This window comes from Pseudoduganella lutea (assembly GCF_004209755.1).
Lineage (GTDB): Bacteria > Pseudomonadota > Gammaproteobacteria > Burkholderiales > Burkholderiaceae_D > Rugamonas > Rugamonas lutea.
Genome location: NZ_CP035913.1, coordinates 5,741,743 through 5,768,047, shown reverse-complemented (window position 1 = coordinate 5,768,047; position 26,305 = coordinate 5,741,743). Strand labels below are relative to the sequence as shown.

The 26,305-nt window shown below is 63.7% G+C and carries 21 protein-coding genes and 2 pseudogenes; 6 read left to right on the top strand and 17 right to left on the bottom strand.

The window, feature by feature from the left end:
* Position 1: 1 nt before the first annotated feature.
* The 6 genes from EWM63_RS24520 to ppsA form a co-directional block, all read right to left on the bottom strand.
* Complete coding sequence (locus EWM63_RS24520; protein WP_130188863.1) at positions 2-1,165, bottom strand: hypothetical protein; 1,164 nt, start codon at positions 1,163-1,165, stop codon at positions 2-4.
* Between the two features lie 8 nt (positions 1,166-1,173).
* Complete coding sequence (locus EWM63_RS24515; RefSeq protein WP_130188862.1) at positions 1,174-1,596, bottom strand: DUF4259 domain-containing protein; 423 nt, start codon at positions 1,594-1,596, stop codon at positions 1,174-1,176.
* Positions 1,597-1,612: 16 nt separating this feature from the next.
* Positions 1,613-2,560: an SPFH domain-containing protein gene (locus tag EWM63_RS24510; RefSeq protein WP_130188861.1), complete on the bottom strand. Its 948-nt coding sequence runs from the start codon at positions 2,558-2,560 to the stop codon at positions 1,613-1,615.
* A gap of 62 nt (positions 2,561-2,622) precedes the next feature.
* Positions 2,623-3,372: a hypothetical protein gene (locus EWM63_RS24505; RefSeq protein ID WP_130188860.1), complete on the bottom strand. Its 750-nt coding sequence runs from the start codon at positions 3,370-3,372 to the stop codon at positions 2,623-2,625.
* A gap of 27 nt (positions 3,373-3,399) precedes the next feature.
* Positions 3,400-3,819, bottom strand: a complete 420-nt coding sequence (locus EWM63_RS24500; RefSeq protein ID WP_130188859.1) for an NfeD family protein — start codon at positions 3,817-3,819, stop codon at positions 3,400-3,402.
* Between the two features lie 289 nt (positions 3,820-4,108).
* On the bottom strand, positions 4,109-6,556 hold the full coding sequence (gene ppsA, locus EWM63_RS24495; protein ID WP_130188858.1) for a phosphoenolpyruvate synthase: 2,448 nt from the start codon (positions 6,554-6,556) through the stop codon (positions 4,109-4,111).
* Between the two features lie 167 nt (positions 6,557-6,723).
* Between ppsA and ppsR the strand changes: the two genes are divergently transcribed.
* Positions 6,724-7,563 (top strand): posphoenolpyruvate synthetase regulatory kinase/phosphorylase PpsR, encoded by an 840-nt coding sequence (ppsR, locus tag EWM63_RS24490; RefSeq protein WP_130188857.1) that lies wholly within the window; start codon positions 6,724-6,726, stop codon positions 7,561-7,563.
* Positions 7,564-7,590: 27 nt separating this feature from the next.
* Here the strand turns inward: ppsR and EWM63_RS24485 are convergent, their stop codons facing one another.
* Positions 7,591-7,731 carry a PEP-CTERM sorting domain-containing protein gene (locus EWM63_RS24485; RefSeq protein ID WP_165390903.1) on the bottom strand — a complete coding sequence of 47 codons (141 nt, stop codon included), beginning with the start codon at positions 7,729-7,731 and terminating at the stop codon, positions 7,591-7,593.
* 141 nt (positions 7,732-7,872) lie between these two features.
* Positions 7,873-8,928, bottom strand: a complete 1,056-nt coding sequence (locus EWM63_RS24480) for an SDR family oxidoreductase (protein ID WP_130190596.1) — start codon at positions 8,926-8,928, stop codon at positions 7,873-7,875.
* Positions 8,929-9,123: 195 nt separating this feature from the next.
* On the opposite strand from EWM63_RS24480, the pseudogene EWM63_RS24475 reads away from it, so the two are divergent.
* The 5 genes and pseudogenes from EWM63_RS24475 to EWM63_RS24455 form a co-directional block, all read left to right on the top strand.
* A pseudogene (locus EWM63_RS24475) lies at positions 9,124-9,983 on the top strand (RNA polymerase sigma-70 factor); the annotation flags it as partial.
* 223 nt (positions 9,984-10,206) lie between these two features.
* Positions 10,207-11,361: a mechanosensitive ion channel family protein gene (locus EWM63_RS24470; protein WP_130188855.1), complete on the top strand. Its 1,155-nt coding sequence runs from the start codon at positions 10,207-10,209 to the stop codon at positions 11,359-11,361.
* Between the two features lie 220 nt (positions 11,362-11,581).
* Positions 11,582-13,921 (top strand): glucosylglycerol-phosphate synthase, encoded by a 2,340-nt coding sequence (gene ggpS / locus EWM63_RS24465; RefSeq protein WP_130188854.1) that lies wholly within the window; start codon positions 11,582-11,584, stop codon positions 13,919-13,921.
* A gap of 10 nt (positions 13,922-13,931) precedes the next feature.
* Positions 13,932-15,014, top strand: a complete 1,083-nt coding sequence (locus tag EWM63_RS24460) for a mechanosensitive ion channel family protein (protein WP_130188853.1) — start codon at positions 13,932-13,934, stop codon at positions 15,012-15,014.
* 831 nt (positions 15,015-15,845) lie between these two features.
* Positions 15,846-16,901 (top strand): hypothetical protein, encoded by a 1,056-nt coding sequence (locus tag EWM63_RS24455; protein ID WP_130188852.1) that lies wholly within the window; start codon positions 15,846-15,848, stop codon positions 16,899-16,901.
* A 184-nt stretch (positions 16,902-17,085) separates the two neighbouring features.
* On the opposite strand, the gene EWM63_RS24450 is transcribed toward EWM63_RS24455, so the two are convergent.
* The 9 genes and pseudogenes from EWM63_RS24450 to bamA all read right to left on the bottom strand — a co-directional run bounded on the left by EWM63_RS24450 (position 17,086) and on the right by bamA (position 26,234).
* The gene (locus tag EWM63_RS24450) at positions 17,086-18,324 is read right to left on the bottom strand and encodes an EAL domain-containing response regulator (protein WP_130188851.1); all 1,239 of its coding nucleotides are present in this window, start codon (positions 18,322-18,324) and stop codon (positions 17,086-17,088) included.
* A gap of 12 nt (positions 18,325-18,336) precedes the next feature.
* Positions 18,337-19,131, bottom strand: coding sequence for a TrmH family RNA methyltransferase (locus EWM63_RS24445; protein ID WP_130188850.1), 795 nt, complete (start codon positions 19,129-19,131; stop codon positions 18,337-18,339).
* Positions 19,128-19,748 (bottom strand): ribonuclease HII, encoded by a 621-nt coding sequence (gene rnhB / locus EWM63_RS24440; RefSeq protein WP_229487490.1) that lies wholly within the window; start codon positions 19,746-19,748, stop codon positions 19,128-19,130. Before rnhB ends, EWM63_RS24445 begins: the two co-directional genes overlap by 4 nt.
* Positions 19,745-20,905 (bottom strand): lipid-A-disaccharide synthase, encoded by a 1,161-nt coding sequence (gene lpxB, locus EWM63_RS32550; RefSeq protein ID WP_229487985.1) that lies wholly within the window; start codon positions 20,903-20,905, stop codon positions 19,745-19,747. Before lpxB ends, rnhB begins: the two co-directional genes overlap by 4 nt.
* A gap of 16 nt (positions 20,906-20,921) precedes the next feature.
* Entirely contained in the window at positions 20,922-21,710 is a 789-nt protein-coding gene (gene lpxA, locus EWM63_RS24435; protein ID WP_130188848.1) for an acyl-ACP--UDP-N-acetylglucosamine O-acyltransferase, read from the bottom strand.
* Positions 21,711-21,724: 14 nt separating this feature from the next.
* The gene (fabZ, locus tag EWM63_RS24430) at positions 21,725-22,195 is read right to left on the bottom strand and encodes a 3-hydroxyacyl-ACP dehydratase FabZ (RefSeq protein ID WP_130188847.1); all 471 of its coding nucleotides are present in this window, start codon (positions 22,193-22,195) and stop codon (positions 21,725-21,727) included.
* Positions 22,192-23,262 carry a UDP-3-O-(3-hydroxymyristoyl)glucosamine N-acyltransferase gene (gene lpxD, locus EWM63_RS24425; RefSeq protein WP_130188846.1) on the bottom strand — a complete coding sequence of 357 codons (1,071 nt, stop codon included), beginning with the start codon at positions 23,260-23,262 and terminating at the stop codon, positions 22,192-22,194. The genes fabZ and lpxD overlap by 4 nt, the downstream gene beginning before the upstream one ends.
* Before the next feature lie 72 nt (positions 23,263-23,334).
* Positions 23,335-23,856 carry an OmpH/Skp family outer membrane protein gene (locus EWM63_RS24420; protein WP_229487983.1) on the bottom strand — a complete coding sequence of 174 codons (522 nt, stop codon included), beginning with the start codon at positions 23,854-23,856 and terminating at the stop codon, positions 23,335-23,337.
* Positions 23,857-23,901: 45 nt separating this feature from the next.
* A pseudogene (bamA, locus tag EWM63_RS24415) lies at positions 23,902-26,234 on the bottom strand (outer membrane protein assembly factor BamA).
* Between the last annotated feature and the right edge of the window lie 71 nt (positions 26,235-26,305).

The following is a 26,305-nucleotide window of genomic DNA, read 5'->3' as shown; positions in this document are numbered from 1 at the left end:
TTCAGTTGTTCCGCTGATTGTCCCGATAACGCAGCGTGTTGATCAGCGTGTTCGTGGTGTCGATGTCGGCCAGGGCTTCGCCGGAGATGCGCAGCAGGCTGCGCTCGCGCAGGCGCAGCAGTTCGTCGACCAGTTGCGCGGATGGCATGGCCGACAGCGCCAGCTCGATCGGCTGGATGCCTTCGTAGCTGCCGTAGGCGGCGTTGAGCGCGGCCAGCACCTGGCGCGTGGCCCCTTCGTCCAGCCGGCGCGGTGGGGCCGCCTTGGCGGACGGCGGCGCGTCGGACAGTTGCTGCACCAGCGCGTCGAATCGCATGGCGTCCAATTGCGGCCGCGTCTGCAGGTAGAAGTCGCGCGCCTTGCCCTCGAGCTTGCGGGCGTCGAATGCCAGCAGCGCATCCCTGCCCTGCGGCCCGCCGGCGCGCAGCATGAAGGTGACGGCGCGCGCGAACGTCGCGTCATCGGGGCTGTCGAGCAGCGCGGCCACGGCCGGCACGCTGTCCGGCGAACCGACCCACATCAGCACTTCCAGCACGCGGTTGACGACGGCGGGATCGTTCAGCAGGCCGCGCAGGTGCCGCTCCGCCAGCGCGCCGTATTGCCCGTACACGTAGATGCAGACGGAGGTCGCGTCGACCGTATAGCCATGCTGCGGAACGAGCACGGTGACGTCGCCGCGCAGGAAGACCTTGTCGATCAGCGGGAGCAGGCGCGGATCGCGGTCCGCCGCGCTGGCATGCACGAAGCGGAACAGCTGCTGGCTCTGCGCTTGGGCCGCGGCGCCTTGCGGATCGATGGCCAGCAGCGCCGCCATCGACAGGGCGCGGTCGGCCGGCTCGCCGCGCGCGCGCAGGAAATAGCCCACGTCGAGCAGCAGCAACTGGTTGGGCCTGGGCTTCTTCAGCTCCGCGGCCAGCTCGCGCCGCAGCACGGGCAGCGCCGCCGTGCTGTTGTTGCCGAACCAGCGCCACGTCGCGTCGAGTTCGCGCCGCTGCCGGGCTTGCTCCTGTGTCTGCTGCTCGCCGGCCCCGCTTGCCGGCAGTGCCGGCATGGCACGCATGCGCGCCAGGCGATCGAGGGTTTCCTGTTCCGGCGTCGCCGCCACCGATGAACCTGCCGCCATGGCCAGCATCGCTGCCGCCAGGGCCTTCTTCACACCCGTCATGAAATTCCTTATTTGCCCTGCAGCCGCGCCTTCTGTTCTTCCACCGAGGCGAGCCACGCATCGAAGTGCTCGCTATCCTGCCACAACTGGCGCAACTCCGAGCGCTCGGATAGCACCAGGTCGAGCACGCGGCCGGCCTTCTCCAGCAGGTCGGTACGCGGCTTGTACTTGGCCTTGACGACGCCGACCCACTCATCGATCGCGGCCGAGTCGTCATCCTCCACGCCGCCGCGCCCTTCCAGGCGCAGCAGCGTTTCCACGGCGGCCAGGCCTTCCGCGCCAAAGGGCGCTTCCAGGATATCGCCGTTGTCCGGCGACAGCACGTTGTCCAGCGTATCGCCGATGAAATAGAGGTCGTTCGATTCGTGCAGGTCTTCCGCCCAGTCCAGCGCGAAGTCGTTGCCGAATGGTCCCACTGCCCAGGTACCCATGCTTGCTCCCAGTCCGTTATGACGGCGTGCGCACCACGCGCGCCGTGTTCTGTGTCTTGACGACCTGCATCGCCGTGGCGATCAGGCTGCTCATATCGCCCAGGTTGGCAGGCACGATCAGCGTATTATTGGTCTTCGCCAGTTCGCGGAAGGCCTCCACGTACTGTTCGGCCACCTTCAGGTTGACCGCCTCCTCGCCGCCCGGCTGCTCGATCGCCGAGCCGACCTGGCGCAGCGCCGACGCCGTGGCTTCCGCGATCGCGACGATGGCCGTGGCTTCGCCCTGCGCACGGTTGATGGCGGCCTGCTTTTCCCCTTCGGAGCGGGCGATGGACGCTTCCCGTTCACCCGTGGCGATATTGATCTGCTCCTGCTTGCGGCCTTCGGAGGCGGCGATCAACGCCCGCTTGCCCCGTTCGGCCGTGATCTGCGCCTGCATCGCATGCAGGATGTCGGCCGGCGGCGTAAGGTCCTTGATCTCGTAGCGCAGCACCTTCACGCCCCAGTTGGCGGCCGATTCGTCGATCGCGTTGACGACCGTCGTGTTGATGTGGTCGCGCTCCTCGAACGTCTTGTCGAGCTCCATGCGGCCGATCACGGAACGCAGCGTGGTCTGCGCCAGCTGGGTGATCGCGGCCACGTAGTTCGACGCGCCATACGATGCACGCATCGGATCGGTGACCTGGAAATACAGGATGCCGTCCACCTGCAGCTGCGTGTTGTCCTTCGTGATGCACACCTGCGACGGCACGTCGAGCGGGATCTCCTTCAGCACGTGCTTGTAGGCGATGCGGTCGACGAACGGCACCACGATGTTCAGGCCGGGTGCCAGCGTCGCATGGTATTTGCCGAGGCGCTCGACTACCCACGCGTGCTGCTGCGGCACCACGTTGATGGTCTTGAAAACAAAGACCAGCGCCACGACCAGCACCACCAGTGCCACGCCGCCATAAGTCATTTCCATGTCATCCCTTTTCTAAATCACGGCTTCGTGCCGAGTATGGTTGTGAAATACGGCTTGTGCATTCAGGCCACCCTGGCCGCCGCCAGCAGCGCGTCCACCTTGCCGGCCAGGTCGCCCGATCCCGCCGCCTCGAGATAGCGCCGCAGGATCTCCAGGCGCTGCCGCCCTTGCGACGTGCCGGCGAACAGCCCTGTCATGTCGGCCAGCACCGCTTCGGCCACCTGGCGCTCCAGCACGACGATGTAGACGAGCCCCCAGAACCACAGCGCCAGGAACGGTTCGGGTTCGTCCACGCAGTAGCGCAGCGCACGCAGGGTATGGATGATGCGCAGGCACAGCTGCGGATCTTCCGTGTAGGCCAGGAAGCGGGCCTTCTTGTCCAGCATCGTGGGCACCGACACATAGGCATTCACGTGCGCCCATACCTTGCGGTAGTACTTGTAGAAGTCGAGCGAATGCCGCGGCTGCGCGGCCAGCGCCCACTCGCCGTCGTGGCCGAACAGGAGCAGGCCCGCCGCGCGTTCCAGGCCGCACAGCGTGGAGTCGGTGCCGAGCATGGGCGCCAGCGCCTCGTACGCCTCGCGCAGCAGTTCGTAATCCTCCTGGCGCCGGATGGCCGGCACGATCCCATGGCGCAGCAGGTGAAAATAGAACGATACCAGGTCGTCGTCGTCCAGCAGGCGGCCCGCGCGGGGGATCAGCCGGACGATCTCGTAGTGGTGATAGATGTAGTACTCGCCCTGCCTGATCTCCTTCATGGCCGCGTCCTCGTCGGCGATGAAGGTCAGCAGGATTTCCTTTGCGTCCGCCATGCTTGCCTGTTGCTGTTGGGTGAAGGGTCAGGTACCGACGATCAGCGTGCTGCCGCGCACTTCGCGGATCGTGAACGTGCCCGCCTCGGCAGGTGCGCCCGGCGCGAGCTCCACGTCCCACAGCGCGCCGCGGTACATCACGCGCGCCGTGTGGCCGTTCCAGTGGGGCACCTGCACGGGCTGGCCGATATCGAGGTTCACGTTCGGGTCGCGCGCGGCATCGACCCTGGCCGGCTCGTTGCGGCGGCGCCGGCGCAGCAGCACCGTGGCGATCACGGCAACCAGCGCGGCCGCGAGCATCTGCCCCGGCACGTCGACATGCAGCGCCGCCACGAGCGCGCCGGCCAGCGCGCCGAGTGCAAGCATCAGCAGGTAGAAGGTGCCGCTGAACAGTTCCAGCGCCACCAGCGCGCCTGCCACGATGAGCCACATGATCCAGTCCGCCATGCGTTTGCCTCCTTCAAAGGTAAAACCCTCGCGGCCCTGGAAAGAGCGGCGAGGGTTGACGTAACGATAGAGCAATTCGGGGCGGTTGGGTAGGTCTGCAGACCTTGCGCGCCGGGTTTCGGACACCGTGTTTATGGTGTCCGAAACCGGTATTCGTGCGTACGTTACAGCGAGTATGGTGGCGAAAACCGGTGGCGAAAACCGGTGTCGGACACCGAAAGACCGGTGTCCGACACCAGGGCCAGCAAGCGCCGCGGACCTCGGGAAGGCCGCGGACGCCTTGACTGCTTTACTTCTGCAGCGCGGCCAGCTTCTGCCACGTGTCGATGACCGAATCCGGGTTCAGCGACATCGACTCGATGCCCTGCTCCATCAGCCACTCGGCCAGGTCCGGGTGGTCGGATGGCCCCTGGCCGCAGATGCCGATGTACTTGCCTTGTTTCCTGCAGGCGGAGATGGCCATCGACAGCAAGGCCTTCACGGCCGGGTCGCGTTCGTCGAAGTCGGCGGCCAGCAGTTCCATGCCGGAGTCGCGGTCCAGGCCAAGCGTCAATTGCGTGAGGTCGTTCGAACCGATCGAGAAGCCGTCGAAGTGTTCGAGGAACTGGTCGGCCAGCACGGCGTTCGACGGCACTTCGCACATCATGATCAGGCGCAGGCCGTTCTCGCCGCGCTTCAGGCCGTTCTTCGCCAGCAGCTCGACCACCTTCTGCGCCTGGCCCAGCGTGCGCACGAACGGCACCATCAGTTCCACGTTGGTCAGGCCCATGTCTTCACGGACGCGCTTCATGGCCAGGCATTCCATCGTGAACGACTCGGCGAAATCCTCGGAGATGTAGCGCGAAGCGCCGCGGAAGCCCAGCATCGGGTTTTCCTCGTCCGGCTCGTAGCGAGAACCGCCGATCAGCTTCTTGTACTCGTTCGACTTGAAGTCCGACAGGCGCACGATGACGGGCTTGGGCCAGAACGCGGCGGCGATCGTCGCCACGCCTTCGGCCAGCTTGTCCACGTAAAACGCTTTCGGCGAAGCGTGGCCGCGCGCCACCGATTCCACGGCCTTCTTCAGGTCCGGGTCGATGTTCGGGTATTCCAGGATCGCCTTCGGGTGCACACCGATGTTGTTGTTGATGATGAACTCCAGGCGTGCCAGGCCCACGCCGGCATTCGGCACCTGCTGGAAGTCGAAGGCCAGCTGCGGGTTACCCACGTTCAGCATGATCTTGACCGGCAGCTTGGGCAGCTCGCCGCGCGCGACTTCCGAGATTTCCGTTTCCAGCAGGCCGTCGTAGATCTTGCCTTCGTCGCCTTCGGCGCAGGACACGGTCACGAACGTGCCATCCTTCAGCAGCTCGGTCGCATCGCCGCAGCCGACAACGGCAGGCACGCCCAGTTCGCGGGCGATGATCGCCGCGTGGCAGGTGCGGCCACCGCGGTTCGTCACGATCGCCGATGCGCGCTTCATCACCGGCTCCCAGTTCGGGTCGGTCATGTCGGCCACCAGCACGTCGCCGGGCTGCACGCGTTCCATCTCGGACGGGTCGCTGATCACGCGCACCGGGCCGGCACCGATCTTCTGGCCGATCGCGCGGCCGGACGTCAGCACGGTGCCGGTCGACTTCAGCTTGAAGCGCTGCTGCGCATCGGTGGACTTCTGCTGCGACTTCACCGTTTCCGGGCGCGCCTGCAGGATGTACAACTTGCCGTCGCGGCCGTCCTTGCCCCACTCGATGTCCATCGGGCGGCCATAGTGGTTCTCGATGATCACGGCATACTTCGCCAGTTCCACCACTTCGGTGTCCGTCAGCGAGTAGCGGTTGCGCAGCTCGATCGGCACGTCAACGGTCTTCACGGAACGGCCGGCGCGGGCTTCGTTCGTGAACTCCATCTTGATCAGCTTCGAGCCGATATTGCGGCGGATGACGGGCGACTTGCCCTGTTCCAGCATCGGCTTGTGCACGTAGAATTCATCAGGGTTTACGGCGCCCTGCACCACGGTCTCGCCCAGGCCATAGCTCGACGTGATGAACACCACGTCCTTGAAACCGGATTCGGTATCGATCGTGAACATCACGCCCGCCGCGCCCGTATCGGAGCGCACCATGCGCTGCACGCCCGCTGACAGCGCTACCTCGGCATGCGTGAAGCCCTTGTGCACGCGATAGGAAATGGCGCGGTCGTTGTACAGCGATGCGAACACGTGCTTCATCGCGTCGAGCACGTTGTCGATGCCGACCACGTTCAGGAACGACTCCTGCTGGCCCGCGAACGACGCGTCCGGCAAGTCTTCGGCGGTGGCGGAGGAACGCACGGCGAACGACACTTCGGTTTCCGAACCGGCCACCAGGTTGTCGTAGAACGCGCGGATTTCCTGCTCCAGGCGCGGCTGGAACGGCGTGTCGACAATCCACTGGCGGATCTCGGCGCCGGCCTGCGCCAGCGAACGCACGTCGTCCACGTTCAGGTCGGACAGGCGGCTGGCGATGCGGTCGGCCAGCGGCGCGCCGCCGTCGATGCTGTGGGAGAGGAAGTCGCGGAATGCCTGGGCCGTGGTAGCGAAACCACCGGGCACCCTCACGCCGGCGCCGGCGAGCTGGCTGATCATTTCGCCGAGCGAAGCGTTCTTACCGCCGACGGATTCCACGTCGGTCATCCGCAGGTTCTCGAACGAGGCCACATAGGTGGTTTCGTTCAGCGCCTGGTCGGGGATACTCAGTGCTGCGTTGGACAAGTTTGTCATGGTGACACCTTACTGATGATGGGAATCTGTTGGTCTCATTGCAGGCTTGCCGCGCGGCTGCCGACATGTTGTTGTTATTCTTGGCGTCGTACAGCACAATCTGACCGTTGCCGGCCATTTTACAGCCTGTGGCGAAAATTGACAGTTCACAATCAAAAGCTATTTCCATGACATCCGAACAACGCCCGACCTCCGCCCGCACTGTGTTTTTCGTCTCCGACGGTACCGGCATCACCGCAGAAACCTTCGGCCATTCCGTGCTGACGCAGTTCGAGATGCGCTTCCGGCAGATCCGCCTGCCCTTCATCGACACGGTCGACAAGGCCCATGCGGCGGCCCGCAAGATCAACGAGGCGGCCATCGCCGACGGCCAGCGCCCGATCATTTTCAGCACGCTCGTGCAGGCCGAACTGTCGTCGGTGATCCGGCAATGCAGCGGCCTGCACATGGATCTGTTCCAGAGTTTCGTGGCCCCGCTGGAGGAAGAGCTGGGCATGAAATCGACGCACACGATCGGCCGCTCGCACAACATCGTGGACAGCGAGGAGTACCGCAACCGCATCGAGGCGATCAACTTCTCGCTGGCGCACGACGACGGCCAGTCGCACAAGAACCTGGCCGAGGCGGACGTGATCCTGGTCGGCGTTTCCCGCTCGGGCAAGACGCCGACATCGCTGTACCTGGCCATGCAATACGGGATCAAGGCCGCGAACTATCCGCTGATCCCGGACGATTTCGAACGCGGCAAGCTGCCGTCGGCGCTGTATGCCTACAAGCCGAAGATCTTCGGCCTGACGATCACGCCGGAGCGGCTCACGGAAATCCGCAACGAGCGCCGTGCCGGCAGCAAGTACGCATCGATCGAGAACTGCCGCTATGAGGTCAATGAAGCGGAAAGCATGATGAAGCGCGAAGGCATCCGCTGGCTGTCCTCCACCACCAAGTCGATCGAGGAAATCTCCACGACGATCCTCCAGGAAATCAAGCCGAATCGCCGGGAATATTGACGGCAGCGCCGGCGGAGGCGGGAACGATCAGCCGCGGCGGCGCAGCGTCGCGTCCAGCAGCAGCATGCCACCAGCCAGCATCGCCAGTTGCGAAGGCTCCGGCACGGGCGACACGGCCAATGCCAGGTTGTCGAGGTTCAGGATCTTGCCTTCCAGGTCCGGCAGCACCGTGAAGATGCGGCGGCGATGAGAGCGAGCAGTTTGGACATGTTGTGTGACGGTTTGTTATGTTATGGGCATGCAATTATGTCATTGGCGCATCGGTAGCGCTATCCGCATCGACGCGATTTGCCAAAGCAATTTGCCAATTCACAACACCCACAACAGCCACGATATCTGACCGCTGCCGCTCCCGCCTCCTTCAAGGCTGGCCGCTGCCCCGGCAACGCCATACACGTGACCGGTGGTATAGCTGGAGTCGTCGGATGCCAGCGTCACGTAGGCCAGCGCCAGCTCGGCAGGCTGGCCCGGGCGCTTCATCGGCGTGTCGCCGCCGAAGTTTTCCAGGGCTTCGGGCGGCTGGCCGCCGCACACCTGCAGTGGCGTCCATATGGGGCCCGGCGCCACGGCGTTGACACGGATGTTTTTCTCGGCAAGCTGCTTGGCCAGCGATTTCACGAATGCCACCTGTGCCGCCTTCGTCTGCGCATAGTCGAGCAGATTCGGCGACGGGTCGTAGGCCTGCACCGATGCGGTGACGATGATCGCGCCGCCGTCCTTCATGTGCGGCACGGCGGCCTTGCAGATCCAGAAATTGGCGTACAGGTTCGTCTTCATTGTCCAGTCGAACTGCTCGGTGCTCAGGTCGAGAATCGAGTCGATGGATTGCTGCCGGGCCGCATTGCTGACCACGATATCGAGGCCGCCCAGCTGCTGGGCGGCGCTGTCGACGAGCTTCTTGCAGAAGGCTTCGTCGCGGATGTCGCCGGGCAGCAGCACGGCCTTGCGGCCCGCCTTCTCGATCAACGCCTTCACTTCCTGCGCATCGGGCTCCTCGAACGGCAGGTAGCTGATCGCCACGTCGGCGCCTTCGCGGGCATACGCGATTGCAGCGGCACGGCCCATGCCGGAGTCGCCGCCGGTGATCAGCGCCTTGCGGCCCGCCAGCCGGCCGCTGCCCTTGTACGTCTTCTCGCCATGGTCGGGCCGCGGCGTCATCTTGCCGGCCAGTGCCGGCCACTCCTGCTGCTGGCGCGGGAACGGTGGTTTCGGATAGCGCGGGTGGCGCTGGGCGCCACTGCCCTGCCCGGCCGTGCCCTGCTGCGCCTGCGCGCCCCCGGCGGTGACCGCGGCGCCAGCCGCGGCGATGGTGGTCGCCACCGCGCCGACGAAGCGGCGCCGCGATGGCTTGATGTCCTGTTCCATGGTGTTCTGTTGCATGCGTTCGTCGTTCGGATCCATCGAAAGACTCTCCTGGTAGGGGGTTGAAAGTTGGTAAACTCCGCCGGGGTGACAATGTAGACAAGAAAAAACTTCGCTGCCACACCTTTGCCTCCGGAAAGCTGTCACAACGCGGCGCGCCCGCGCGTCTGGTGGAGACGACCCATCGATATTCATGCCATGAACGACCAGACCAACGCCCCATTTGACACGCTGCGCCCCCGCCTGTTCTCGATCGCCTACCGCATGCTCGGCACCCGCGCCGATGCCGAGGACGTGGTGCAGGATGCCTGGCTGCGCTGGGCCGCCAGCGAGCGCGACGCGGTGCAGTCGCCCGAGGCATGGCTGGTGACGGTCACCACGCGCCTGTCGATCGACCGGCTGCGCAGCCGCAAGGCGGAACGCGAGGCCTATGTGGGCTGGTGGCTGCCGGAGCCGCTGGTGGAACTGGACGAGCGCACGCCAGAAACGGTGGCCGAGCTGGCAAGCGACGTGTCGGTGGCCATGCTGTGGGTGCTGGAACGCCTTGCCCCGAGGAGCGTGCCGCCTTCCTGATGCGGCAGGTATTCGACCAGGACTACGCCGATATCGCCGCCACGCTGGGCAAGAGCGAGGCGGCGTGCCGGCAGCTCGTCTCGCGCGCGCAGGCCCGAGTGCAGCAGGAGCAGCCGCGTTTCGCGGTCTCGAAGGACGCCCACCGCGACCTGCTGGCGAACTTCATGCGGGCGGCCGCCAGCAACGACCGTGCGGCCATGAAGACTTTCCTTGCCGACGATGTGCGTCTCGTCTCCGATGGCGGCGGCAAGGTGCCGTCGTTCGGCAAGATCCTGGTGGGCGCGGCGCGGATCGCCGGGGTCTACTGGTCCGTCGAGCATGCGAACCCGGGCCGCGTCACGTACCGGATGGCGCGCGTCAACGGCGAGCCGGGCATCGTGCGCTATGTCGGCGGCATCGTGGAATCGGCCCAGGCCTTCATCATCGACGACGGCAGGATCGTGGCGATCTATGCGATCCGCAATCCGGACAAGCTGGCCGCGATTGCCCCCCTCATTGCCCCCTCGTTGCCCCGCTTTCCTTCATCAACTGAATGTGCGCGCGCTAACCGACCTGGCCGGCAAGCAACGGTAACATCCACTCTTCAAAAGGGCGGGCGCCCGTATGCCATCGCGTGCCCGTCTTCTCCTCGCACCGGCCGCCACGCGGCGCGGTGCTTCCAAGCGCAGGCCCCGCCCTGCCATCCATCCCGTCTGACAAGGAGAAGACATGGACTATGTTTTGCTGGGTAATGACCTGACCACCTGGATGGTCGCCATCGGCATCGCCGCCGCCGTCAGCATGGCACTGTACGGCGTGAACCGTTTCCTCGTGCGCCGCGTCGGCGCCTTCGCCGAACACACCGCCACGCACGTCGATGACATGGCCGTGCGCGTGCTGAAGACCACGAGCACGGTGTTCATTGTGGCGATGGGCATCTATGCCGGCACCCAGTGGCTGCTGCTGTCGGAAAAGGCCGAAACGCTGCTGCGCAACCTGGCCGTGGCGATCCTGCTGCTGCAGATCGCCCGCTGGCTGGACGTGGGTGCGCGCGGCTGGATCGATTTCTACCGCAAGAAGCGCGGTGCGACCGACGTGGCCGCGACCACCTCCACCGCGGCGCTCACGTTCGTCGTGCGTGCCGCGCTGTGGGCCGTCATCGTGCTGATGATCCTCGATAACTTCGGCGTCAACATCACCACGCTGGTTGCCAGCCTCGGTATCGGCGGCATCGCCGTGGCGCTGGCCGTGCAGAATATCCTCGGCGACCTGTTCTCGTCGCTGTCGATCCTGCTCGACAAGCCGTTCGTGGTGGGCGACTTCATCACCGTCGACGACCTTGCCGGCACCGTGCAGTACGTGGGCCTGAAGACCACGCGCATCCGCAGCCTGAACGGCGAGGAAATCGTGTTCTCGAACAGCGACCTGCTGAAAAGCCGCATCCACAACGTGCGCCGCATGGAAACGCGCCGCGTGGTCTTTCCCGTCGGTGTCACGTATGACGTGACCGAGGAACAGCTGGAAAGCATCCCGGGCATCCTGAAGGAGATCGTGTCGGCGCAGCAGCAGGTGAACTTCGACCGCGCGCACTTCAAGGCCTTCGGCGCCTCGTCGCTGGATTTCGAAGTGGTGTACACGGTGAAGACACCCGATTATGGCCTCTTCATGGATATCCAGCAGGCCATCAACTTCGAGCTGTTCAAACGCTTCAACCAGGCCGGCATCGAGTTCGCGTATCCCACGCAGACCGTGAAGCTGTCGAACCCGGAAGTGCTGCGTGGCGAGGCCGCCAACGAAAGCTACGAGGGCGCGGCAGCACGCATCGATCCGGCCCGCCAGGAGCGCCGCCAGCCGGCCCCGCTGCCACGGCCGCAGCAACCCTGACGCGCACGAATTACATTTGCCCAAATATGCTGCCATAAATGTAGTACACTGACGCCGTTTTTTCTCCCTCCCGCATGGGCTGGCAGCCAGCCGCCCATGCATCCGTCCGCGTAAACGGTCCGCCGTGACCGTGGCCGGGAGCCTGCTCCCGGTGAACGCTCAAACCAGTTTGGCGCACCTGCTAAGCGCCCGACGCATCGCTAATCAAGGATGAATCGCCATGGCATTCCTGCAGTCCTGTAGTACATCGTCTTCCACTACCTCGCCAGTTGTTTCAACGATCACCCCCGGCAATTTCCTGCTTGCCACCGACCTCGACGGAACCCTGCTCGCCGGCTCGGCCGAAGCGCGCCGCCGCGTGCGCGAGCTGTTCACCGCCGTGCCGCGCAATGCAAGGCTGGCCTTCGTGACCGGTCGCGGCCTCGAATCGATCCTGCCGCTGCTGTCCGACCCGACGATCCCGATGCCCGACTACATCATCGCCGACGTGGGCGCCACCATCGTGCACGGACACGACCTGCAGCCGGTGGGGAACCTGCAGCAGGAAATCGCCGCGCGCTGGCCCGGATCGCAGGCCGTATTGAAGGCGCTGGCCGAGTTTCCGCGCCTGCGCCGCCAGAGCGTGCCACAGGAGCGGCGCTGCTCGTTCGTGGCCAGCGAGGCGGACGTGACGCCGGCGTTGCGCGCCGCCGTGGAGGCACTGGACTGCGACCTGCTGATGTCGGCCGGCTGCTATCTCGACGTGCTGCCGCGCGGCGTGGGCAAGGGCCCGGCGCTGCTGGGCCTCGCGCAGGCGATCGGCATCGCGCCGTCGTCGATCGTGGTGGCCGGCGATACGCTCAACGACCTTTCGATGTTCGAGACCGGCATGCCCGGCATCGTCGTCGGCGCGGCCGAGCCGGCGCTGGTGCAGAAGCTGCGCCGCCGCGCCAGCGTGTACATCGCCACCGGCGAAGGCTGCGACGGCATCCTGGAAGGGCTGGCCCACCATGGCGCGCTGCCGCGTTCACCATCGGCCGCGCCGTTGGCCTCGTCATTGGCCGGCACGCATGGCGATGCCGACCTGGTGATGGTCTACCACCGCCTGCCGTTCGACGAGATCGTCGAGGATGGCATCGCCCTGCGCCGCCGGCCGAAAAGCCCGAACGGCATCATCCCCACGCTGCTGCGCTTCTTCGCGGGCAGCCGCAAGGGTTCGTGGGTGGCATGGTCGCAGCAGGACAGCCGCGCGCCGCAAGGTTTCGAGACCCACGTGGCGGTCGACGCCGTGGCCTACCCGCGCCTGCGCGCCGCGCGCATTCCACTGACCGCCGAGGACGTGGACCTGTTCTACAAGAAGTTCTCGAAAGAGGCGTTCTGGCCGATCATCTTCTCGTTCCCCGACAAGGCCGAGTTCAATGCCACCCACTGGGAACGATTCCTGGAAGTGAACCGCCTGTTCGCCGAGCAGACCGCCCGCGAGGCGGCCGAAGGCGCCGTGGTCTGGGTGCACGACTACAACCTGTGGATGGTCCCGGCCTTCCTGCGCCCGCTGCGTCCGGACCTGCGCATCGCCTTCTTCCACCACACGGCCTTCCCTTCCAGCGACGTGTTCAACATCCTGCCATGGCGCCGCGACATCATCGGCAGCCTGCTGCAGTGCGACTACGTGGGTTTCCACATTCCCCGCTACGTGGAAAACTTCGTCGACGCGGTGCGCTCGTTCGCGCCGGTGGAAATGGGCGCGGCGGTGCCGTGCGCGCCCCGCTTCCTTACCTACGGCTGCGCGCTTGGCGTGGACACGATGACGACGTCGATCGAAGCCGGCGGGCGCACCGTCACCCTGGGCGCGCACCCGGTGGGCACGGACGTGGCGCTGATCGAAGGGCTCGTCGCCCGCCCGGAAGTGGCCTCGATGACGGCGGCCATCGAAGACTACCTCGGTGGCGTGACGGGCATCGTCTCGATCGAACGGCTCGACTACGTCAAAGGCTCGCTGGAAAAGCTGCAGGCCTTCGAGCGGCTGCTGGAACAGCACCCCGAGCACATCGGCAAGGTGCAGCTGCTGAACATCATCACGCCGGCGGCAAAGGGCATGGAAATCTACGACAGCCTGCGCCTGGAAGTGGATCGCACCGTCGGCCGCATCAATGGCCGCTTCTCCACGCTGGACTGGGTGCCGGTGCGCTACTTCTACCGCTCGCTGCCGTTCGATGAAGTGATCGCCCATTACGCCGCCTGCGGTGTGGCCTGGATAACGCCGCTGCGCGATGGTCTGAACCTGGTGGCCAAGGAATACGTGGCGGCCCGCAAGGCGGCCGGCAAATCGGGCGTGCTGATTCTCTCCGAGTTCGCCGGCGCCGCGGTCGAACTGCATGGCGCGCTGCTGACCAACCCGTACGACGCCAATGCGATGACGGCCACGCTGCACCAGGCGCTGACGATGGGCGAGGAAGAACGCTCCTACCGCACGGCGCGCATGGCGATGATCGCCACCGAGCACGACGTGACGCGCTGGGGCGACGATTTCCTGGCGGCCGTCATGAACACCGGGCTGGACGACGAACGGGAAGCGGCGTGAGGCCTGGCCGATGACCGGCTTCCACTACACGCTTCTCGGCAACGACGTTACCGCCTGGGTGGTCGCGGTGGGCATCGCCGTCACGGTGGCCGCCGTGCTGTATGCGGTCAACGCGATGGTGCTGCACCGGCTGCGCCGCATGGCGGTGCGCACCGAAACGTTCCTCGATGACGTGGCGGTGACCGTGCTGGCCGCCACGACCAAGCTGTTCATGCTGGTCATGGGCATCTATGCGGGCTCGCAGTGGCTGGCGCTGTCACCGAAACTGACGATGCTACTCGCGCATGCGGCCATCGTCGTGCTGCTGCTCCAGGTGGCGCGCTGGGGTGACGTGGGCATCCGCAACTGGCTCGAGCACTATGGGGCGCGGCGCAGCGCGCAGGATGCGGCGAGCACCACATCCACGGCGGCGATGGGCTTCGTGCTGCGCACGGTGCTGTGGCTCGTGATCGTGCTGATGATCCTCGATAACTTCGGCGTCAACATCACCACGCTGGTCGCCAGTCTCGGCATCGGCGGTATCGCCGTGGCGCTGGCCACGCAGAACATCCTGGGCGACCTGTTCTCGTCGCTGTCGATCGTGCTGGACAAGCCGTTCGTCGTGGGCGACTTCATCATCGTCAACGACATGCTCGGCACCGTGGAATACGTGGGCCTGAAGACCACGCGCCTGCGCAGCCTGGGCGGCGAGCAGATCGTATTCTCGAACACCGACCTGCTCAAGAGCCGCATCCGCAACTACCAGCACATGGAACAGCGGCGCGTGGTGTTCGGCTTCGGCGCCGGCTACGACACCACCGCCGAACAGGTGCTCGCGATCCCCGCCATCGTGCGCGACATCGTCGAGGCGCTGCCGGACGTGCGCTTCGACCGCGCCCACTTCAAAGCCTACAGCCCGTCGTCGCTGGATTTCGAAGTGGTGTTCTACGTAACGACACCGGACTACACGGTGTATATGGACCGGCAGCAGGCCATCAACGTGGCGCTGCTGCAGCGGCTGCGGGCCGAGGGCATCGCGTTCGGGCACCCGCTGCAGATGGTGCGGGTGGCGGAGGGAGAGCTCCTCACGGCGCTGGAGAAGTGCGCCGCTTGAATCATTCTTTGAAAGCTAGTGCATCCTGCAGAGTGCATTGGAGGAAGTTTGCATTCAACAATGATACCTAATGCTTTCAGGATGTGCGGCGGAATTATAAGGGCGCAAGATCATATACCGCCGCCTTAACTCTAAACACTGCAGTTGGGCTTGAGGCATTGCACTGATCCAACACAGGACCATGCACCAATTTGTGCGCACGCTAACCCAACAGCGTGTTTTCTTTTTGCACTGAGGCTTTCTCGCCTGTGCAGGATAACGCTTCGGAACCACACCGCGCGTAGGACCAGCTTCTCATCTTGGCCAGGTCGCCGAAAAACCGAGCTTTGCCGTTAGCAGGCGAAACTAGCGCACTCGCCTCACCTGTATCGCATCGAAAGCGCGTGCAGATGGCTTCACCCCTTGATAGATATAAGAAAAGTTGCTTATAAAAAACAGCTCAGGCACTCGCTTTCGTGGTGGCCTGTGTTGTAGCTTTTTCAAAGCTATTCGCCTACTTCGTACAATGCACTCATTACTCTACCTGTGCGATAACATCTCGCGTCAGAGAGCCCGGCTTGCCACCACAGAATTTTTCTTTACTGATCTAAGACGGTGGTTAGCTCTCAAGGCGTAGCGTAAATTTTCTTGCAGAGATCCGTTGTATCGATTTTCACACAACTACAAAAAAAATCGCCCCCGGCTCTCCCTGTAGTCAGCCTCAGGCGCATACTTAATATTTGCAATTCTGAGAACGCATAGCCCCAACCGCAGCCGCTTATTGCGAAGTCGCGAGGCACTAGATTTCACGCCGGGTGGTGTGACGTATGTATTTCCGGACGGGATGGATATATGACTATAGACATATTCAGAAAAATTCAAGTATGGCTAAAGGCGCATGGAGAAATAGTAGCCCTTTTAGGCTTAGTAACTGGCACAGCCATAGCAATCGGCATACCGATTTGGCAGACCTACTGGCTTGACACACCACAACTTGCGGTGGAAATTTATGCGATCGATCGCTCTGTTGCATCAGACGTTCAGTTACCGCTAGAAGACGAGGAGCTGAAAATATTGGCAGTTCGTCAGAATCGATTTTTATCCCAAGAACTTTTATTTCAATCTCTCTCACCCGCGCAGAATAATAGAAGTAATTCTACCGTTAGTTACAGCAAAGCTGCTGACTTAGCATTGTCAGCATTGAAGCAAGAGCGAAAATCTCTGCCAGAAAAAATTGAAGAGCGCAATGAAGCAATTAAAGAACTCGAGAATCTAACTGCTGCTAACACAACATCAACGGTTTTAAATAGATTCAGCGCACGCATCAATCAGCACATGGAACTCGGTCCGCTTGATACTGTAGAGGGGCGCACGAGTGCGATCGCCAGTCTCATTGAGGAGGCAAGGGCGGCAAATGAGGCCGCAGCAAAAAGAAATGTCGAGCTAGAAAGCAAGCTTCCTGCTGCAGAACAAAAGCTAGAACAAGCCAAGAAAGACTTCGAAGCTCAAAAATCCACGTTTCAGATAAGTGCGGTATTTACAAACGCTGGCCGAAAAAGCATCTCAATCAGGCAATCAGCACTGTGCCGAGTGTACATAGGCCGAGGCAATTACGTCGATATTCGACTTAGTCTTAAGGATGCAAAGGAGAATGCCGAGATCGCACCGAATGGCACCAGAATTGCCAGCTTCAGCTCGGAACCATTAGAAAGTTTCCTTCCAGAAGATCGACAATCGATCTCAACACATTGGGGACAAAGCGTTCATGCAATATTGTTTGTTGAAGACATATCCGGTGCAATTCATAGCTCAAACAGAATAGCATTTGCAAAGGGAGCGTACCAAAAAAGTATTTTTGACAGACTAACTGCGGAAGCATCCAAGCAGTTTTATCAGGCTCGCGATTAATAATAATAGGCTGCGGAGCGAATATGCTCACTAGCTGATTTCATCTACTAGCGTGAAAAGACGTGGCCGGGAACTCGCTCTTAGCTAATTCCAGTTATTTCTGCAACATGCTTGCTGAGCAGTGGGATTTCTCGGCTGGTGTCAGTTGTGAGGTGCGCAATACCAGACGTACTGCGTGAAAAAATTAGAAGAACTGCCGCCACTCAACGAGCCACTTCGGGACCTCGTCGACCGGCATCGGGCTGGCGATGTAGTAGCCCTGGGCATAGGTGCAGCCCAGGCCTTGCAGGAAATCCCAGTCCTGCTTGGTTTCGACGCCGACGGCGCAGGACATGCGGTCGAGGCTGCGGGCGAGGCCCAGGCAGGATTTCAGCACGGTGCCGATGGCCCGCTTGCGCGATGCGCCGTCGACGAAGCTGCGGTCGATCTTCAGTTCGGAGAACGGGATCGATGCCAGCAGTTGCAGGTTCGAGCGCCCGGTGCCGTAGTCGTCGATGGCCAGGCCGAAGCCCAGCATGCGCAGCCGCAGCAGGCGTTCCAGGAAATGCGGGTCGGTTTGCAGCACCGACGATTCCGTGATCTCGAACGTGAGGTAGCCGGGCAGGATGCGGTGCCGTTCCAGGCAGGCGCCGATCTGGCCGATGAAGTGCGGATGCGACAGCGTGCCCGGGTCCACGTTGACGGAGCACGAGATCGGGATGCCCTGGTCGTGCAGCGTGCGGCACGCGGCCACCGATTTCTCGATCATGCTCCAGTCGAGGAAATCGATGCGGCCGGCTTCTTCCAGTGCCGGCATGAAGGCGGCCGGGCCCAGCACGCCGTGCTGCGGGTGGCGCCAGCGAGCGAACATTTCCAGGCCTTTCACCTGCCCCGTTTCCAGTTCGATCTTCGGCTGGAAGAACGGATCGAACTCGCGCGCCTGCAAGCCCTTGCCCACTTCGCCGAAGGTGAACGACGGGGCGACCGTTGGCGCGGCGAGATCGGCTGGCCGCGTGTAGTTGGCCACCAGCGCCTCGAGCCGGTGGGCCGATATCGGGCGGGCAACGGCGCCCAGCAGGTCGACACCATACGCCAGCGCCATGGTTTCGACGGAAAAGAGAATGTCGCCGCTTTGCGCACCGACGACGATCAGCCCGGCGCGGCACCCGCCTTCGGCCAGGCGCCGGATCAGCTCCAGGCCGTCCATGCCGGCCAGCGACAGGTCGAGGACGACGATGTCGATGGCATGGGTATCGATCCCTTGCGTCTTGTTCGCCTGCGTGTCGATACCGGCGGCGGTGCCCTGCAGCATGCGCAAAGCCGCATGCCCATCCGGCGCGACATGGATGTGCCGCGCGCCCGCGCTGCGCAACAGGCCGGCCAGCAGCTCGCGTTGCACCGGTTCGCTTTCGGCCACCAGGAACTGCAATGCAGCGATCTCCATGAAACCTCCGTGTCAGCCGGCTCGCGCCTGGCCTTGCCTGACCTGTTCGAAGAAGCACACGGCCGCGCACGCGGCCACGTTCAGCGATTCCACCTGCCCCAGGTGCGGGATGACGACCTGGTGCCTTGCCAGCGACAGCAGCTCGTCCGACACGCCCTGCCCTTCGTGGCCGAATACCCAGGCCACCGGCTGGCGCAGGTCCATGTCGTACAGCTGGCGCTTGGCGTAGCCGCTGGTGGCCAGCGTGGCGATCCGGGCGGCGGCCATCAGCGGCGCCAATGGCACATTCTCGTGGATATCGAGAACGAAGTGCGCACCCATCGCGGCGCGCAGCACTTTCGGCGACCAGCAGAACGCCGTACCGGGGCTGCAATAGATTTCACGGATGCCGGCCGCCGCGGCGCTGCGCAGGATCGAGCCCACATTGCCGGGGTCCTGCACATTGTCGAGCAGCACGGCATTGGCGGCCAGCGCGGCCGGCATGGCCTGCCGCGGCATCTCAACGAGGAATAGGATGCCCACGCCATGCTCCACCTGCGACAGCGGCTCGTACAGGGCATCGGGCAATTGCAGCACCCGGCCATGCGCCGCCTCCAGCTTCGCGACCAGCGCCACCACTTCGGGATGGCGCAAGCCGCTGTCGCTGACGATGCACTGCTCCGGCTGGCCGCGCAGCTGCAGCCACGTCTCGCACAGGTGCACGCCATCGAGCAGCGTGCGGCCAGCCTTGCGCAGCGCGTGCGCGCTGGTGGCCAGGTGCTTCAGTTCCTTGTATTGCGCGTTGTCGCGCGAAGTGATCGTTTTCAAAACGCCAGCTCCAGCAGCTCGCGCACGGGGGCGAACGAGCGCCGGTGCACGGGTGTCACGCCGTGCAGTTTCAGGGCTTCCAGGTGCTGCGCGGTGCCGTAGCCCTTGTGCTGGTCGAAGCCATATTGCGGATACTTCCTGTGCAGCTTGCGCAGCGCGTCGTCGCGGGCCGTCTTCGCCAGGATCGACGCGGCGGAAATCGATTCGATCTTGTCGTCGCCATCGACGATGGCGATCGTCTGGATCTTCATCACGGGGCACTTGTTGCCATCGATGAGGGCGAGCGTGGGGATGGTCTCGAGCGCATGCACGGCCCGCTTCATCGCCAGCAGCGACGCCTGCAGGATGTTCAGCTTGTCGATCTCCGCTTCGGATGCCTTGGCGATCGCCCACGCGATGCAGTCGCGCTTGATCAGCGGCGCCAGCTCCTCGCGGCGTGCCTCGGTCAGCTTCTTCGAATCGCGCAGGCCGGCGATCGGCCGCTCGCGGTGCAGGATCACCGCAGCCGCGTACACGGGCCCGGCCAGCGGGCCGCGGCCCGCCTCGTCGACGCCGCAGATGATTTCATCGAGCGAATAAGGCAGGTCGTCGAACAGGCCGCTCTGCTTGGTGTTCACTTGTGTTTCCCCATGACTTTCAATACGGCCGCGGCGCTCTCCTCGGCGGAGTTGCGCAGCAGGCTGTGGTGCATATCCGTGAAGCGACGGATCAGGTTCGCACGGTGCGGCGCGTCCGTCAATTGCTTCCACATGTGTTCGGCCAGCGCCTCGGGGCTGGCATGGTGCTGCAACAATTCGGGCACGAGGAATTCGCGCGCCAGGATGTTTGGCAAGCCGATCCATGGCTGGTAGCCCATGTGCCGCATGATTTCCCAGGAAGCCCGCATCATTTTATACGCGATGACCATCGGCTTCTTGTACAGCGCCACTTCCAGCGAAGCGGTACCGGAGGCCACCATCACCGCATCGGCCGCGCAGATGGCGGCATGGCTTTCGCCATCGAGCAGTTGCAGCGGCACGTCCTGCAGGCCAGCCTGCGCGACCAGTTGCGTGAAATACGCCTTCTGCTTGTCGCCCGCCATCGGCACCACGAAATGCAGCGCCGGCTCGCGTTGTCGCAGCAGCTTGGCGGCGCCGATGAAGGCCGTGGTGTTGTACTTCAGTTCACCCATCCGGCTGCCCGGCATGATGGCGACGACCTTTGCATCGTCGGCCAGGCCGAGGTGGCGGCGCGCCGCCGTCACGTCCGGCTCCAGCGGAATCAGTTCCGCCAGCGGATGCCCCACGTAGGTGACCGGCACGCCGGCCTTGCGGTAGATCTCTTCCTCGAACGGGAAGATCACCAGCATGTGCGAGACGTTCTTGATGATCTTCTTGATACGCCCGCCGCGCCACGCCCAGATCTGCGGCCCGATATAGTGCATGGTCGGGATGCCGGCCGCTTTTAGTTCGCCTTCCAGGCCCAGGTTGAAGCCCGGGTAGTCGGCGCCGATGAACACGGCCGGGCGCTCGGCCAGCAGCCGGTCGCGCAGCGTGCGCTGGATGCGTTTCAGTTCGCGGTAGCGGGGAATGATCTCGAACAGGCCGCGCACCGTCATCGTCTCGAGCGGCACGTCGGACTGGAAACCCTGGGCCATCATCGCCGGCCCGCCGATGCCGTGGAAGCGGGCATCGGGCAGGTGCGGCCGCAGGCCGGCCAGCAGGCGCGCGGCCAGCATGTCGCCGGACGGTTCGCCGGCGACGATGGCCACGCTGGTGCCGCCCACGCCACCCATCGCGCCCGGCCGCGGATCAGCGGACGATGCCACGGGATGCGGTATCGAGGAAGGTGCGGAACGCGCGCAGGTGTTCGGCTGCATCGGGCGTGTTCTGCTCCTGCTCCAGCAACGCCGCCTTGGCTTCCTCCAGCGTGAGGCCGGAGCGGTACAGCGTCTTGTACGCGGCGCGCAGCGCGTTGATCTGCTCGCGCGTGAAACCGCGGCGTTTCAGGCCCTCGATGTTGATGCCGTGCGCCTGCGCCGGGTTCCCGTTCAGCAGCACGAACGGCGGCACGTCCTGCGTGAGGCTCGTGCTCATGCCCACGAAGGCATGCGCGCCGATCTTGCAGAACTGGTGCACGTTGGCGTAGCCGCTCATGATGACCCAGTCACCGATCTCCACGTGCCCCGCCATTTGCGCGTTGTTCGAGAAGATGGTGTTGTTGCCCACCACGCAGTCGTGCGCCAGGTGCACGTAGGCCGAGATCCAGTTGTCGTTGCCCAGCTTCGTCACGCCCTTGTCCTGCACGGTGCCCAGGTTGAACGTGCAGAATTCGCGGATCGTGTTCCGGTCGCCCACTTCGAGGCGCGTGGGTTCACCATGCCATTTCTTGTCCTGCGGCGGCGCGCCGATCGACGAGAACTGGAAGAATTTATTGTCGCTGCCGATCGTCGTATGGCCTTCGATCACCACGTGCGGGCCGACCCAGGTGCGGTCGCCGATGACGACGTCGGGCCCGACGAGCGAATAGGCGCCGATTTCCACGCCTTCGCCCAGCTGTGCCTTCGGATCGACGATCGCTGTAGGATGAATGGTTGCCATTCTGCCTCCGGTATTTATGCTGCTTCGGCGGTGTTACGGATGGTGCACATCAGGTCCGCCTCGACCGCGGTCTGGCCATCCACGCTGCCTACCGCCTTGTATTTCCAGATGCCGCGCGACACGCGCACGATCTCCACATCCATCTTCAGCTGGTCGCCGGGGCCCACCGGGCGCTTGAAGCGCGCGTTGTCGATGCCCACGAAGTAGACGACCGAATTCTCGTCCGGCTTGATGCCCATCGTCAGGAACGACAGGATGGCCGCGGTCTGCGCCATCGCTTCGATCATGAGCACGCCCGGCATCACCGGCTTGTGCGGGAAGTGGCCATTGAAGAATTCTTCGTTGACGGTCACGTTCTTGATGGCCGTGATCGTCTTGTTCGCTTCCCAGGTCAGCACGCGGTCCACCAGCAGCAGCGGGTAGCGGTGCGGCAGCAGTTCCTTGATCTGGTTGATGCAGAGGGTCTTGTTTTCAGCAGTGGTCATGATTCGTCTTCTTGCTCAGTGGCTTGATTATTGATTTTCTTGATCGATTTCTCGAGTGCGCGGATCTTTTCGCGCATCGCACCCAGGTTCCGCACGATGGCTGCGGATTTTTCCCATTCGCTGTTTTTCGCCAGCGGGTAGAAGCCGGTGTAGTGGCCGGGCTCCACAATGGAGCGCGACACCATGCTGGCCGACGACACGTGCACGTGGTCGGCGATCGTCAGGTGGCCGAGCACCATCGCCGCGCCGCCGAACGTGCAGTACTTGCCGATCCGGGCGCTGCCGGCCACGCCCACGCAGCCGGCCATGGCCGTGTGCGCGCCGATGTGGCAGTTGTGGCCGATCTGGATCTGGTTGTCGAGCTTCACGCCATCCTCGATCACCGTGTCGGCCAGCGCGCCGCGGTCGACCGTGGTGTTGGCGCCGATGTCGACGTCGTCGCCGATCACCACGCGGCCCACCTGCGGGATCTTGATGTAGACGCCGCCCTCGTTGGCGAAGCCGAAGCCGTCGGTGCCGATCACGGCGCCCGAGTGCAGGATGCCGCGCGCGCCGATCACGCAGCGCGCGTGGAACGTGACATTGGCAAAGAAATGGGTATCCTCGCCCACCACCGCCTCGCGGCCGATGAAGCAGCCGGCATCGATCACCGCGCGCGCCTTGACGATCGCGCCCGCCTCGATGGTGGCGTGCGGCCCGACATGGGCCGTGGCGTCGACCTGCGCGGTCGGGTCCACGTACGCCGTGGGGTGGACGCCCGGCGCCGGCACGTGCGCCGTCAGCGATTCGAAATACTGCGCGGCGCGGGCAAAGTACGCGTAGGGGTTCTTCGTGACGATGCGCGCCCCGGCATAGGTCTGCGCGACGAGCGGGTCATCGTTCGGCGACAGGATCAGCGCCGCGGCGCGGCTCTGTCCGGCCTGCGCGCGGAACTTGCTGTTGGAGAGGAAACTGATGTGTGAAACGCCGGCGTCCGTCAACGGCGCGATCCCCACCACCTGCAGGTTCGGGTCGCCGGTCAACTCTCCGCCGAAGCGCTCGACCAGGTCTCCCAGTCGAATGCCCATGAACTATCCAATCAAAAGTGGAAAAGCCGGCCAGCCTGCCGCAATGGGCAGGTTGGCCGGCGTTTCCGGGATTTACTTGTCCAGCGCGGCCAGCACCTTGTCGGTGATGTCGATGCGTGGATTGGCCCAGACGGCATCCTGCAGCACGATGTCGAAGCCTTCGGTCAGCGCGAGCTGCTTGATGATGCGCGTGGCCTTCTCGGCGATCGCCGCGCGCTCCTCGTTGGTGCGCTGCGAGAGATCCTCGCGGAACTCGCGCTGGCGGCGCTGGAAGTCCTTGTCCAGTTCCACCACCTCGCGCTGGCGCCTGGCGCGGTCCACCTCGCCCAGCGTGGCCTCGTCCTTCGTGTATTTCTCGGTGGCGGCCTTGAGTCGCGCGCCCAGTTCGTTCATGGCCTTTTCGCGCGGCGAGAACTCTTCCTTCAGCTTGTCGCCCGCCAGCTTGGCCAGCTTGGACTCGTTATAGATGCGCTCAGGGCTGAGCCATGCGATCCGCGAGGCCTGCGCCGACTGCGCATACGCAGTGCCCAGCGCGAGCCAGCCCAGCGCCATGACGGCGAACAGCTTGCCAAGCGTGGCAGATGCAGTCTTCAACATGATTCTCCTCTACTTATTGCCCGTTCGCCGCCTGTGCCGGCATCAGAAGCCGGTGCCCATCTGGAACTGGAAACGTTCCAGGCGGTCGCCGGTGATCGGATTAATAGGCTTAGCATAACTCAACTTCAACGGGCCTACCGGGGAAATCCAGCTCACGCCAAGGCCGGTCGAGAAGCGCAGCTCGGACAGGCGCATCTTGTCCCCTTCCTGGTAGACCTGGCCGCCATCGAAGAAGGCGAACCAGCGCAGGCTGCGGTCCTTGCCCTGCCCGGGAACGGGAATTGCAGCTCTGCATTACCGATCAGGCGCGAAGCGCCGCCCAGCGCATCGCCGTTCGTATCGAGGTAACCGAGTGACGAGCTGTAGTAGCCGCGCACGGAACCGATGCCGCCCGCGTAGAAGTTCTTGAACACCGGGTAGGGCTTGTCGCCGATGCCGTGACCGAAGTCGAACTCGCCCTTCAGCGCCAGCGTGGCCCACGACGTGATCGGGCGGTACCACTGCTGTTCGTACACGGCGCGGAAGTATTTGGAATCGCCGATCAGGTCGATTTCCAGGTTGGCGCGCTGGTAGCGGCCGATCGTTGGCGTGACCGCGCTGTCGCGGCTGTCGCGGCCCCACGCCACCGTCAGCGGCACGGAGTTCGACGACACTTCGCCTTCGCCGCTGGCCGGGCCGCCCAGGTCGCGCACGTATTGCTTGAAGTAGTTCGGGCTGGTCACGTCCGTCTTGATCGTGGCGCGCTCCAGGCCGATGCCGAAGAACACGGTATCGACTTCGGAGAACGGCACGCCCCAGCTGACGCGCCCGCCGGTCTGCTTGATCGAGTACATACCCGTATTGACGGCCGGCGGATCGAACGTGCGCAGGTACAGCTCGTAGCTCTGCGATACGCCGTCGTCCGTGTAGTACGGGTTCGTCTGCGAGAACGCGATCGTGCGGCTGTACTTGCTGGTGTTCAGTTCCAAGCCCACCGTGTTGCCCGAACCGGCGAAGTTGGCCTGCTGGATCGACGCCGACAGGCTGAATTTCTCGGCCTGCGAGAACGCGCCGCCGATCTGGAAGTTACCGGTCGGCTTTTCCACCACCGTCAGGTTCACGTCGACCTGGTCGGACGTGCCCTGCGCTTCCGGCGTATCGACCGTCACGTCCTTGAAGTAGCCCAGGCGATCGACACGGTCGCGCGACAGCTTGACCTTGTTCGAGTCATACCAGCTCGATTCGAACTGGCGGAATTCGCGGCGGATCACCTCGTCGCGCGTGGTGGTGTTGCCCTGGATGTTCATGTGGCGCACGTAGGCGCGCTTGCCCGGGTCGATCATGAACGTGAAGGCGACTTCGCGCTTTTCGCGGTCCACTTCCGGGTTCGCGTTCACGTTGGCGAACGCAAAGCCGAAGTTGCCCAGCCGGTCGGTGATCAGCTTGTTGGTGGCGGTCAGGCGCGCGCCGGAATAGGTTTCGCCCTTCTTCAGCAGCACCAGCGAGCGCAGCTCTTCCTCGCGGCCGTACATCTCGCCTTCGAACTTGATGTCCGAAACGGTGTATTGCTCGCCTTCGGTGATGTTGATGGTGAGGTAGATGTCCTTCTTGTCCGGCGTGATCGACACCTGCGTGGAATCGACGTTCATCTCCACGTAGCCGCGGTCGAGGTAGAACGACTTCAGCGATTCCAGGTCGCCGGTCAGCTTCGTCTTGGAGTACTGGTCGGCCTTCGTGTACCAGCTGAACCAGCTGGACGTGTTCAGCGACAGCTCCTTGCGCAGCTCCTTGTCGGAGAAGACCTTGTTGCCAACGATGTTGATCTGCTTGATGCGGGCGATCTCGCCCTCGTCGACGTTGAACATGATGGACACGCGGTTGCGCTCCATCGGCGTGACGGTGGTGGTGACCTTCACGCCATACAGGCCGCGCGACAGGTACTGGCGCTTCAGTTCCTGCTCGGCGCGGTCCACGGTCGCCTTGTCGAAGGTCTTGGCATCGCCCACGCCGATGTCCTTCAGCGCGGTGACGAGCATGTCCTTCTCGAATTCCTGGGTACCGGTGAAATCGACCTTGGCGATCGCCGGGCGTTCCTCGACGATCACGACGAGCACGTCGCCATCCTTTTCCAGCCGCACGTCCTTGAAGATGCCGGTCGCGTACAGCGCCTTGATCGTGGTGACGGATTTGTCGTCGCTGAACGTTTCGCCCACGCGCACCGGCAGGTAGCTGAACACGGTGCCCGCTTCGGTGCGCTGGATGCCTTCGACGCGGATATCCTTGACGACGAAGGGTTGGACTGCGAAGGCGCTGCCGGAGCAGAAAGCCAGTACGGCGGCGCCGATCAGCGTGCGGCGAAATGAAGGCGAGGCAAAGCGGTCAGAAATGAATTTCATTGGCATTATCAGAGACTCGAAAGCCGCTTCGCGATAATCCGGACAGCACCTTTCGACACCTCGCCCGCAAT

Bases quoted from the DNA above. Each gene is read 5' to 3' on its own strand.
- EWM63_RS24520 (WP_130188863.1), bottom strand. From the start codon at position 1,165: ATGACGGGTGTGAAGAAGGCCCTGGCGGCAGCGATGCTGGCCATGGCG.
- EWM63_RS24515 (WP_130188862.1), bottom strand. From the start codon at position 1,596: ATGGGTACCTGGGCAGTGGGACCATTCGGCAACGACTTCGCGCTGGAC.
- EWM63_RS24510 (WP_130188861.1), bottom strand. From the start codon at position 2,560: ATGGAAATGACTTATGGCGGCGTGGCACTGGTGGTGCTGGTCGTGGCG.
- EWM63_RS24505 (WP_130188860.1), bottom strand. From the start codon at position 3,372: ATGGCGGACGCAAAGGAAATCCTGCTGACCTTCATCGCCGACGAGGAC.
- EWM63_RS24500 (WP_130188859.1), bottom strand. From the start codon at position 3,819: ATGGCGGACTGGATCATGTGGCTCATCGTGGCAGGCGCGCTGGTGGCG.
- ppsA (WP_130188858.1), bottom strand. From the start codon at position 6,556: ATGACAAACTTGTCCAACGCAGCACTGAGTATCCCCGACCAGGCGCTG.
- ppsR (WP_130188857.1), top strand. From the start codon at position 6,724: ATGACATCCGAACAACGCCCGACCTCCGCCCGCACTGTGTTTTTCGTC.
- EWM63_RS24480 (WP_130190596.1), bottom strand. From the start codon at position 8,928: ATGGAACAGGACATCAAGCCATCGCGGCGCCGCTTCGTCGGCGCGGTG.
- EWM63_RS24470 (WP_130188855.1), top strand. From the start codon at position 10,207: ATGGACTATGTTTTGCTGGGTAATGACCTGACCACCTGGATGGTCGCC.
- ggpS (WP_130188854.1), top strand. From the start codon at position 11,582: ATGGCATTCCTGCAGTCCTGTAGTACATCGTCTTCCACTACCTCGCCA.
- EWM63_RS24460 (WP_130188853.1), top strand. From the start codon at position 13,932: ATGACCGGCTTCCACTACACGCTTCTCGGCAACGACGTTACCGCCTGG.
- EWM63_RS24455 (WP_130188852.1), top strand. From the start codon at position 15,846: ATGACTATAGACATATTCAGAAAAATTCAAGTATGGCTAAAGGCGCAT.
- EWM63_RS24450 (WP_130188851.1), bottom strand. From the start codon at position 18,324: ATGGAGATCGCTGCATTGCAGTTCCTGGTGGCCGAAAGCGAACCGGTG.
- lpxB (WP_229487985.1), bottom strand. From the start codon at position 20,905: ATGGGTGGCGTGGGCGGCACCAGCGTGGCCATCGTCGCCGGCGAACCG.
- lpxA (WP_130188848.1), bottom strand. From the start codon at position 21,710: ATGGCAACCATTCATCCTACAGCGATCGTCGATCCGAAGGCACAGCTG.
- fabZ (WP_130188847.1), bottom strand. From the start codon at position 22,195: ATGACCACTGCTGAAAACAAGACCCTCTGCATCAACCAGATCAAGGAA.
- lpxD (WP_130188846.1), bottom strand. From the start codon at position 23,262: ATGGGCATTCGACTGGGAGACCTGGTCGAGCGCTTCGGCGGAGAGTTG.